An 8,524-nucleotide genomic window follows, 5' to 3' on the forward strand; every position below is an offset into this window, starting at 1 on the left:
GCTGTTCTACTTCCCCTGTTCACGAGGCAGCAGAAGCCTGATGAGAGGCTCCTTAACCTCCGGAAATCCAATCCGCCTTCCCATGGCTGACTCCAAGAAACAGCCGGAAATCGACTTCGGAGTTTCACGTCAAGCCGTGTTCGCGCAGGTTATCCGTTAATGCATCATGGGCTTGCCACAATGTTGGGCCTATGTCCCTGCGCCTCTTCGGATTATGAGATGCCAGCGCTTGTGTGCCTCAATAAGCAGGCCATGGAGAGAACTCAGGTCATGGCGATTCCTCTGAGAACTCACGACAAGGGAGTAGTGGCAGCGACGTTGTTCTTTGTGTTTACCTGTGTTTCGATATACAATAGGGAACCCCATCTGCTCGATCTGTTGATCGAGCATACCAGACCGGTCAAGTTTCAACTCAAGCCGAAATGCGTCGATACCCTGATCGTGCAGCGCTAGGGAATTGAAGTGGCCTCCATTCCTTTTTCCACCGATAAAGCTCTTGTTGAACTTGGGCGACCATTCCGGGTCGATCTCAATAATCGTCTGAAATAATACTTCCGCGACAGGGAACCAAGGCCTTGATCGCCACCAGCTCTCGCGGTCATTATTTTCTTTGGCAGCGGCTTGATTTGGGGGATAATGCTCCGCTAGTCTGAGCGTGTCACCTGATCCGTCCCTATGAATCGACATTCTGAATAGACGGAGCGGTGCGACCCGAGCAATCGCTTCTGCAAGCCGTCCGTGCGCGCCGTCGAAGTCTTCTGCAACGAGAACTCCTCTGCAGTCGAGAGAGGGTTTTGAAACCCTTTCACTGCCGAGATACTCTAAGACCTTAGTGAGGTGGTCGCGGTCGACATTGTTCCGCTGGACCTCAACTATCACGCACTCCGTTGCTCCTGGCGCCGTGAATAGAATGTCGACGCGACCGCCGCCTTGAACATGTTCTTGGGCAGGGTGCCATGTACCTGTCAGTCCTATCAGGTTTGCATTGGCAGCGATCTCTTTCTGCGCGCGCTCCTCACTCCAGCCCGCCTGCTTCAGCCTCATTTTGTGCTTCCCTTTGGGCTCCCAGCGGTCGATTCTAGAACGAAACAAGATGGCTCGCAAATGTGCCTCTCCGGCAGGCACCGGGCTGGAAATTACCCTGGCGACGCAACCGCACCGGGGTTTTTTGAGGTTCTAAAGCCTGAAAAGGTGGAACTTGTATGACCGTCACGAACGCGTAGCCTTTGTCGGTAGCGGTGGCTTTTGGCTCTGGAACTGAGGGCGGCGGCCATCAGACGCGGGCTGGCCAGGTTCGACTTACTCGGCCACCACGTTCCACCCCGTGAGGTGGCGTAGTTCTCAGCCTGCCGCCGCTGGTCGGGAATGGAGAGGTCGCTCTCGGCCTGGCGGCCCGTCGAGACGCGCAGATAGGGCGCAGCGCGGATAGCAGAGCCGGGCGACGCGGCCTCCGCCAAGTGAGAGACCGCATCGGTCATGATTTGTGTCCTTGGCTAGGGGAGCGGTCCGAACAGATCGTCGAGCACGTCGCCGCAGTGGGCTACGATGATGCAAACCTCGGCATCGGTAATGGGTAGGGCGTTGGGTCAGTCGTCTATGACGGCGATCGGCTCTGGTTCAGCTCGGGCCGGTCTCGCGACGCGTTTCGCGGCCTGGGTAGCATAACCGTAGAGGTCGAGTGGCGCTGCCCCCATAGGCCGGCGACACTCGGTCGGGTCGCTGCAGTGAGATGGTGCGCGACGCCGCGCGCCAGTGTGCGCCGCGTCGGTCACGCCGCTTTCCGCGACGGTCGGATCAGCACCTCGGCGGGGATGCCGAGCCGGTCGTGTAGGCGCCGGATCATCTCGATCGACAGGCCGCGCCGCCGGTTCAAGACCTCCGCGATCCGGGTTCGCGTGCCGATCACGCCCTCCAGGTCGCGGCGTGTCAGGCCCTGCTGCTCCATCCGGAACTTGATCGCCTCGACCGGATCGGGCGCATCCAGCGCATGGTGCTTGGCCTCGTAGGCGTCGATCAGCGTCGCGAGCACGTCGAGCCGGTCGCCATCCGGCGTGCCGCTCTTCGCCCCCCAGAGCCGGGCGACCTCCTCCATCGCCGCTTCGTGATCCGCGTCGTTGCGGATGGGCTTCAGCTCAGCCGCCATGCTCCACCTCCTTCACGTCGATCCGGTCATAGTCACTGTGCGTGCCGACCCACTTTATCCAGACGATCGCCTTCTCGAAATCGACCGCGACCACCAGCCGGTAGTTGTTGCCCCTGATGTTGAAGACGATCCGGTCGGCGCTGACGATGCTCGCGGTCGCGTAGAGACGCTTCACATCGGCGGTGCTGGTCCAGCTCGCCTTGCTTACTTCCGCGAACCACGCGTCGAGCGCCGCCTTCAAGGCCGGCTGATCCTTGTGACCGGCCCGGCTCTCAACGAAGTCGCGCAAGGTGCGCCGCGCGATGATCCGCATGGTCATTCCGTTTATCATGCGCCCATATTGGGCGCAAGCTCCGATCTGCCTAGAGCCCGAGGCCGCACGACCGCCCAGTCGATGCCGCCGCGCGGGATGGCGATGCCGCTGATCCGATCGCCTGGTGCGGTCGCCTGAAATGAAGGGCCGCGCTCCGCCGCGAACGCCTTACCGACCCGCGCGACTTCGGCGCGCTCAAACTGCGCTAGGCTTCGTGGACAAAGCTTGACGCGAGACCCTGAGGTTGATTCACGGCTGTCTTTTGGGGGCGGCTTTGGGCGAGCGGATCGGAGTTCCGGACGAGGAGTGGGCGCTGATCGGGCTGCTGCTGCCTCCTGAGCGCGGGCGTGGCTGCCGACCCGCGGACAACAATCGGCGGTACTTCGAAGGCATGCTCTGGATGGCTCGGACAGGCGCGCAGTGGCGGCATCTTCCGGACGAGTACGGGAAGTGGAACAGCGTGTTTCGACGATATCGCCGTTAGGTGCAGACCGGGGTATTCGAGGCGCTGCTTGAGACGCTTACCGAGCTTGTCCAGCGCGACAGCTCGGCCGACATGATCGAAAACACCGTAGTCCGGGCACACCATTGTGCGGTCGGCCCAAAAAAGGGGATCAAGCGGCCGAGGCGCTCGGCCGTTCGCGAGGCGGCTTCACCCCCAAGCTCCACGCCAGGTGCGACGGACAGGGCCGCCCTCTCTGTTTCGTCCTGACCCCAGGCCAAGCGCACGACGTGCAGGGCTTCGGCCCGCTGTTCACGATGCTGGCTGACAGGATCGAAGCTCTCCTCGCCGACAAGGGCTATGACTCCGATGCCGTTCGCGCGGTGATCTCGGCCGTCGACGTCGAAGCGGTTATCCCGTCAAAGGCGAACCGCCGCATGCCGATCCCTCACGATCGGATGAAATACCGCTGGCGCAATCTCGTCGAGCGGCTCTTTAACAAGCTCAAGAACCGGCGCCGGATTGCAACCCGGTACGCCAAAACCGCAGATTTCTACCTCGGCTTCGTCACACTCGCATCAATCAGTTTGTGGATACCTTTTGTCCACGAGACCTAGCCGATGCATCGGTCATTTAGGCTGAACATTGGTGAACCACCTTCCGGGCTGCACTGTAGAATGTGATGCCTTCAGGCCGAGTAAGGGTCGCAGCCAGTTTATCCGGCGCGCGACCTCGTAGGTCAGCGCGCAACCGGATACGGTCATCAGCAAGATAACGCCGAAGGCGATTTCCGCCGGAACTCCGGCTTGCTTGAGCCAGAAGCCTGCCGCGATGATGATGGTCTGGTGCACGATGTAATAGGGAAAGATCGCCTCGGTCAGATAGCGGCGCACCCGACTGTCATGGTGAAGGTGTGTCTGGGCAAAGCCCAACAGACCAAGGATCGCACTCCATGCCAGAACGGCTCGCGCCAGCGAGCGCGCAATGTCCCACATTGGCGTCCCGTCGCTTAGTTCATGCGCGCTGAACATCGCGACGCAGGCCAGAGCGGCCGTGCTGCCCAGCCGGCGCCATTGTGCGATTATCAGCTCCCAGGCGGTTGCCGACCGCGCCAGTGCCACACCGAAAAAAAAGGCAAAACCGTAAATCGCATGAGCATAGGGATCATCGAGTAGCGCATGAGTCTCGCCGAACAACGGGAGCAATATAAGCCGAGCCAACGCCAACCAGACGATTGGCAGCACCACGACCCGCCAGCCCGAGAACAGGCGGTCGAAGCGGCGCTGAAGTTTCGCGCGGGTGCCCGCAGGCAGGGCGCCGAGCCCGGCCAGCATTATTGAATAGACCCAAAGGTAAGCAACAAACCACAGGTGGTTCCAAGTCGGCAGAACGATGCCGAGGCTTGATCCAAACCGGAAATAGTCGTGCAGCCAGAAATGTGCGAAGCCCGCGTCATAGGAGCCCTGGTCGCGCAACTCGAACCAGGGCTGCGGTGCGACGAAGACCACCATTCCGGCAAGCAGAGGCACCAACAGCCGTACGGACCGGCCGGCGGCAAAGGCGCGTGGCGTGCCAAGCTTTGCGAGCAGTGCGCGCGATACGACGCCGGAAATCACGAATAAAAGTAACAGACGCCAAGGGTTGACCGCCATCATCGGCCAAATTGCCCATTCGACGAGGGTGGCGGATTTAACGTGCCAGCCCCACGGCACGAAGAACATACCGATATGATAGAGGATCAGCAGCGCAAAAGCGCTGATCCTGAGCCAATCGAGTCCGTACTGGCGCGCGTTCACTGCAACGCTTCCTTGCATGTCGCACCTCCATCGCATCTAAGTTTTGACCGATATGTGCTGCCAACGACGGTGGTGTCGCGGCACGGGGGATGGATGGGGGAGCCGGCGGGGCGGAAGGCGGGGAAGGCTGTGACGAGCGGTGGCGATAGGGGGATGAGCGGTAAGGGGGGCAATCAGATCTGGTTGCGCGATCCGCGCACGATCACGGCGTTGGCCTATGTCGGATTCGGATTGCTCTACATGGTGGTCAATTCCGCAAGTCTGATCGACCAGCGGCGCGCACTTGGCCGGCCGATTGCGCAGTGGCAGGCGTGGGTGCTTGAAGGTACCAGCTTTGCCGCTTGGCTGGCTTTGCTGCCGGCTATCCTGTTGACCGCCAATCGGCTCGCACCGCGCCCGCTATTGCTGACGGCGCTGGGCCATGCAGTCGGCTGCATCGTAGCATCGTTGGCGCATACCGCGCTGATGGCAGGCCTGCGGATTGCCGCTTTCATGCTGGCTGGTGACAACTATGCGCCTATCGAGCCTTGGTCCAATCGGCTGTTGTTCGAGGCGCGCAAAGACCTGATCACATATGTTTCGATCGTTGTGGTGTTTGCGGCGGCATCGCGGCTGGTCGCTCGGCCGACAGTAATCCCGCTGCAGCCAGGCATTGAGGCGCCACTGATCGAGGTGCGCGACGGCAGCCGGGTCGTAATGTTGAACCCGCGGGAGATCGACTGGGTCAGCTCTGCGGGAAATTACGTTGAGCTGCACGGCAGCTTTGGCAGCCAGCTCGCGCGGCGGACAATGGCGGATTTGGAAGCTGCGCTCACACCTCACGGGTTCGTCCGCGTCCATCGCTCGTATCTTGTGCGGCGCTCAGCGATCGCAACCACCGAAACACGCCAGAGCGGGGATTTCGACATAACCTTGCGTTCTGGCGCGGTAATCAACGGCAGTCGCCGGTATCGGAGAAATCTCTCTCAGCGGGATAAGGCTTGAGTATCGGCTGCAAGGGCGGTTTGAGAAGGCCGGGTTTTGCGGATTGACCCCCGCGTTTTACTCATGCGCGATCAGAGACAGGGGGGCCGGCTGCCGACCCAGAGACGGTCGTTCCCGATCGCTCGACTATGGGTCGGCTTTCGCCAAATGCAGCCTTGCGGCGGGCATCGCCCTTCGGCGACCTGTCATTGGCGACGGCCAGTTCAATGCCAAAGTTATCTCGCCGCGCCGGGCGATCTGGCTCAGCGCGGCGTTCATTTGGGCCATGAAACGGCACCTCACTCGAACCGAGCGGCGCCAGGGTGATTGCGACGGTCGAGCACGCCACTCCAGAAGGTGAGCACAACCGCCGCAGCGACCATCACTGCGCCGACCCAGGGCGTGGCGCCGAGGCCAAGCTGCGGCGCGGCCACCACTTCGCCACCGATCCATGCGCCTGAAGCGATGCCGAGATTGAAGGCGGCGATGTTAAGCGCTGAGGCCGTGTCCACTGCGCTGGGTCGATGCATCTTAGCAAGCTGCACGACATAAAGCTGTAGGCCTGGCACATTGGCGAAGGACAAGAATCCGAGTGCGGCGAGCGTCACTAGCGTGGCGATGGGATGGACCGCCGTGAACGCAAAGACGACGAGCACCAGCGCCTGCGCCAAGAACAGACCTGTCAGCGCTTTCACTGGATTGCGGTTGGCGATCTTCCCGCCAGAAATGTTCCCGACCGCGATGGCTGCGCCATAGAGGATCAGGATCAGGCTGACCGAGCCGGGATCAAAGCCGGTGATCCGCTCGAGGATCGGCGACAGATAGGTAAAACTGACAAAGGTGCCACCATAGCCGAGGGCAGTCATAGCGAACACTAGAAGCAGCCGCGACGACCCGAGCACGCGGATTTGTTCGAGCAGTGTCGCGGGCGGGGCCTTAGCGATCTTGCCCGGCAGCAGGACGATGATACCGATGAGCGCGATGCCGCCGAGCAAAGCGACCGCCCAGAAGGTGGCGCGCCAGTGAAAGACCTGGCCAATATAAGTGCCGAGCGGCACACCGGTGACGATGGCTACCGTCAGCCCCATAAACATCAAAGCGATGGCCGAGGCACGGCGGTGCTCCGGCACCAGATCAGCGGCTATAGTCGAGCCGACCGAGAAGAACACGCCATGCGCGAAGGCGGCGAGCACCCGGCCAGCCAGCAGCAGCGTGAAGCTTGAACTGACGCCGGCGAGGCTGTTGCCGGCGATGAACATAAGCATCAGCCCGATCAGCAGCGGCTTGCGCTCTATCCCGCCGGAAAGCGCGGTCAGGATCGGCGCGCCGAAGGTGACGCCGAGCGCATAAATCGAGACGATCAAGCCGGCGGTTGGTAGGGAAATCGAGAAATCGTCTGCAATGATCGGTAACAGGCCGACGCTGACGAATTCCGTGGTCCCGATCGCGTAGGCGGCGAGCGTTAACGCGAACAGCGCCATCGGGAACCGTGAGGCAGTGGGCATGAGGCATCCTTTCCCGACTGGGACAGACAGCCGAAGGCGATTGACAGCCAAGTCGGCGGTTGTTGGGCCTCAAGGATGCACCGGGCCAATCCGCGAAAAAATATCTAGTTTGATCACAACACCTATGAACGGAATTCAAAGGTGGGTAGACTGTCCGGCTGCCGCCGATTGGCTAACAGCTAAGAGTCTGGGATCAGGTGTCCTCGTCTGCCCACAAGCCAATATCACGAGAAGGCTCATGGACTATCGCGTTGGTGAGATGGGCGTATTTGTTGCCGTGGCCGAATCCGGCAACTTCTCCTCGGCGGGCCGCAAGGTCGGGCTGACGCCCTCGGCGGTCAGCAAACTCGTCGGGCGGATGGAGGAGCGGCTCGGCGTGCCGCTCGTCACACGCTCGACCCGGATGCTGCAACTAACCGCCGAAGGCGAGCTCTATTTGGAACGGGCACGACGGATTTTGGCCGACATCGACGAGGCCGAGCGACTTATCGCCTCTGGAGCGGGTGCCGTGCCGCGCGGACGGCTCCGGATCAGCGCTTCGGTTGCCTTCGGCGAATGCTGCCTGTTGCCGCTCGTACCGCCTTTCCTCGCGCGCTATCCTCAGGTCGAACTCGACGTGTCGCTGACCGATGCGGTTGTCGATCTCGTCGACGATCGCACCGACATCGCCTTGCGTTCCGGTCCATTGCGCGATTCCGCTCTCATGGCCCGTAAGCTGTTCGAAACCCGCCGGGTGATCATCGCTGCGCCCGACTATCTCAAACGCTTCGGCACGCCGGCAACACCGCACGACCTCGCTGCGCACAACTGCCTGCGCTTCAATTTTCGTCGGAGCCTTGACGAGTGGCCCTTCCGCGACCCGGCAAGCGGGGAGCAGTACAGCCTCGCGGTCAACGGCAATGCCCATGGCAACAACGGTGTAATCCTGCGCCAGTTGGCACTCGCCGGTGTTGGCCTCGCCCGTCTCGGCCATTTCCATGTCGCCGAGGATATCGCGGAAGGCCGTCTCGTACCGGTGCTGGAACCCTTCAACGCCGGAGATGTCGAGATGATGCACGCCGTTTACATCGGCCATGAGCATCTCGCGGTGCGTATCCGCGCCTTTATTGATTTCCTCGTCGCCCATGTCGGCCAAAGCGAAAGGCGGCGAGGCTTATGATACAGTAGAACACGGGCGCCGTTGCTCTCCCACGGGCAGGCCCCATTGATGTGAGGTTCGCAATCTGATTCAAACTCCGTGAGTAGACCCGGATGTGCGAGCAGTTTTAGCTGATTAAGGAGCAGAGTAAGCGGTGTTCTGACGGCACCTTGCTTGGCTCGGGGGCGGTGGTTGAAGTGCGGGGATGGACGAGCACCGCGTTA

General features: G+C 61.3%; 9 protein-coding genes. 4 read left to right on the forward strand and 5 right to left on the reverse strand.

Features of this window, described 5'->3' with window-relative positions:
* Positions 1-189: 189 nt before the first annotated feature.
* The 3 genes from OPU66_RS07740 to OPU66_RS07750 form a co-directional block, all read right to left on the reverse strand.
* Positions 190-1,044 carry a PDDEXK family nuclease gene (locus tag OPU66_RS07740; RefSeq protein ID WP_498553032.1) on the reverse strand — a complete coding sequence of 285 codons (855 nt, stop codon included), beginning with the start codon at positions 1,042-1,044 and terminating at the stop codon, positions 190-192.
* A gap of 724 nt (positions 1,045-1,768) precedes the next feature.
* Complete coding sequence (locus tag OPU66_RS07745) at positions 1,769-2,143, reverse strand: helix-turn-helix domain-containing protein (protein ID WP_498553033.1); 375 nt, start codon at positions 2,141-2,143, stop codon at positions 1,769-1,771.
* Complete coding sequence (locus tag OPU66_RS07750) at positions 2,133-2,462, reverse strand: type II toxin-antitoxin system HigB family toxin (RefSeq protein WP_498553034.1); 330 nt, start codon at positions 2,460-2,462, stop codon at positions 2,133-2,135. Before OPU66_RS07750 ends, OPU66_RS07745 begins: the two co-directional genes overlap by 11 nt.
* A 268-nt stretch (positions 2,463-2,730) precedes the next feature.
* On the opposite strand from OPU66_RS07750, the gene OPU66_RS07755 reads away from it, so the two are divergent.
* Both OPU66_RS07755 and OPU66_RS07760 read left to right on the forward strand, forming a co-directional pair.
* Positions 2,731-2,940, forward strand: coding sequence for a transposase (locus tag OPU66_RS07755; RefSeq protein WP_498553035.1), 210 nt, complete (start codon positions 2,731-2,733; stop codon positions 2,938-2,940).
* Positions 2,941-3,044: 104 nt separating this feature from the next.
* Positions 3,045-3,515 carry an IS5 family transposase gene (locus OPU66_RS07760; protein WP_498553036.1) on the forward strand — a complete coding sequence of 157 codons (471 nt, stop codon included), beginning with the start codon at positions 3,045-3,047 and terminating at the stop codon, positions 3,513-3,515.
* Between the two features lie 12 nt (positions 3,516-3,527).
* Here the strand turns inward: OPU66_RS07760 and OPU66_RS07765 are convergent, their stop codons facing one another.
* Positions 3,528-4,694: an acyltransferase family protein gene (locus tag OPU66_RS07765; protein ID WP_498553037.1), complete on the reverse strand. Its 1,167-nt coding sequence runs from the start codon at positions 4,692-4,694 to the stop codon at positions 3,528-3,530.
* A gap of 153 nt (positions 4,695-4,847) precedes the next feature.
* Here OPU66_RS07765 and OPU66_RS07770 point away from each other — a divergent pair, with 153 nt between their 5' ends.
* A complete protein-coding gene (locus OPU66_RS07770) occupies positions 4,848-5,678 on the forward strand; it encodes a LytTR family DNA-binding domain-containing protein (protein WP_498553038.1) in 831 nt (276 codons plus the stop codon).
* A gap of 278 nt (positions 5,679-5,956) precedes the next feature.
* On the opposite strand, the gene OPU66_RS07775 is transcribed toward OPU66_RS07770, so the two are convergent.
* Positions 5,957-7,138 (reverse strand): MFS transporter, encoded by a 1,182-nt coding sequence (locus OPU66_RS07775; protein ID WP_498553040.1) that lies wholly within the window; start codon positions 7,136-7,138, stop codon positions 5,957-5,959.
* 262 nt (positions 7,139-7,400) lie between these two features.
* Between OPU66_RS07775 and OPU66_RS07780 the strand changes: the two genes are divergently transcribed.
* On the forward strand, positions 7,401-8,321 hold the full coding sequence (locus OPU66_RS07780) for a LysR family transcriptional regulator (protein ID WP_498553041.1): 921 nt from the start codon (positions 7,401-7,403) through the stop codon (positions 8,319-8,321).
* Positions 8,322-8,524 lie beyond the last annotated feature (203 nt).

This window comes from Sphingomonas sp. URJC2, from assembly GCF_059803575.1.

Bases quoted from the DNA above. Each gene is read 5' to 3' on its own strand.
- OPU66_RS07745 (WP_498553033.1), bottom strand. From the start codon at position 2,143: ATGGCGGCTGAGCTGAAGCCCATCCGCAACGACGCGGATCACGAAGCG.
- OPU66_RS07775 (WP_498553040.1), bottom strand. From the start codon at position 7,138: ATGGCGCTGTTCGCGTTAACGCTCGCCGCCTACGCGATCGGGACCACG.
- OPU66_RS07740 (WP_498553032.1), bottom strand. From the start codon at position 1,044: ATGAGGCTGAAGCAGGCGGGCTGGAGTGAGGAGCGCGCGCAGAAAGAG.
- OPU66_RS07750 (WP_498553034.1), bottom strand. From the start codon at position 2,462: ATGACCATGCGGATCATCGCGCGGCGCACCTTGCGCGACTTCGTTGAG.
- OPU66_RS07780 (WP_498553041.1), top strand. From the start codon at position 7,401: ATGGACTATCGCGTTGGTGAGATGGGCGTATTTGTTGCCGTGGCCGAA.
- OPU66_RS07770 (WP_498553038.1), top strand. From the start codon at position 4,848: ATGAGCGGTAAGGGGGGCAATCAGATCTGGTTGCGCGATCCGCGCACG.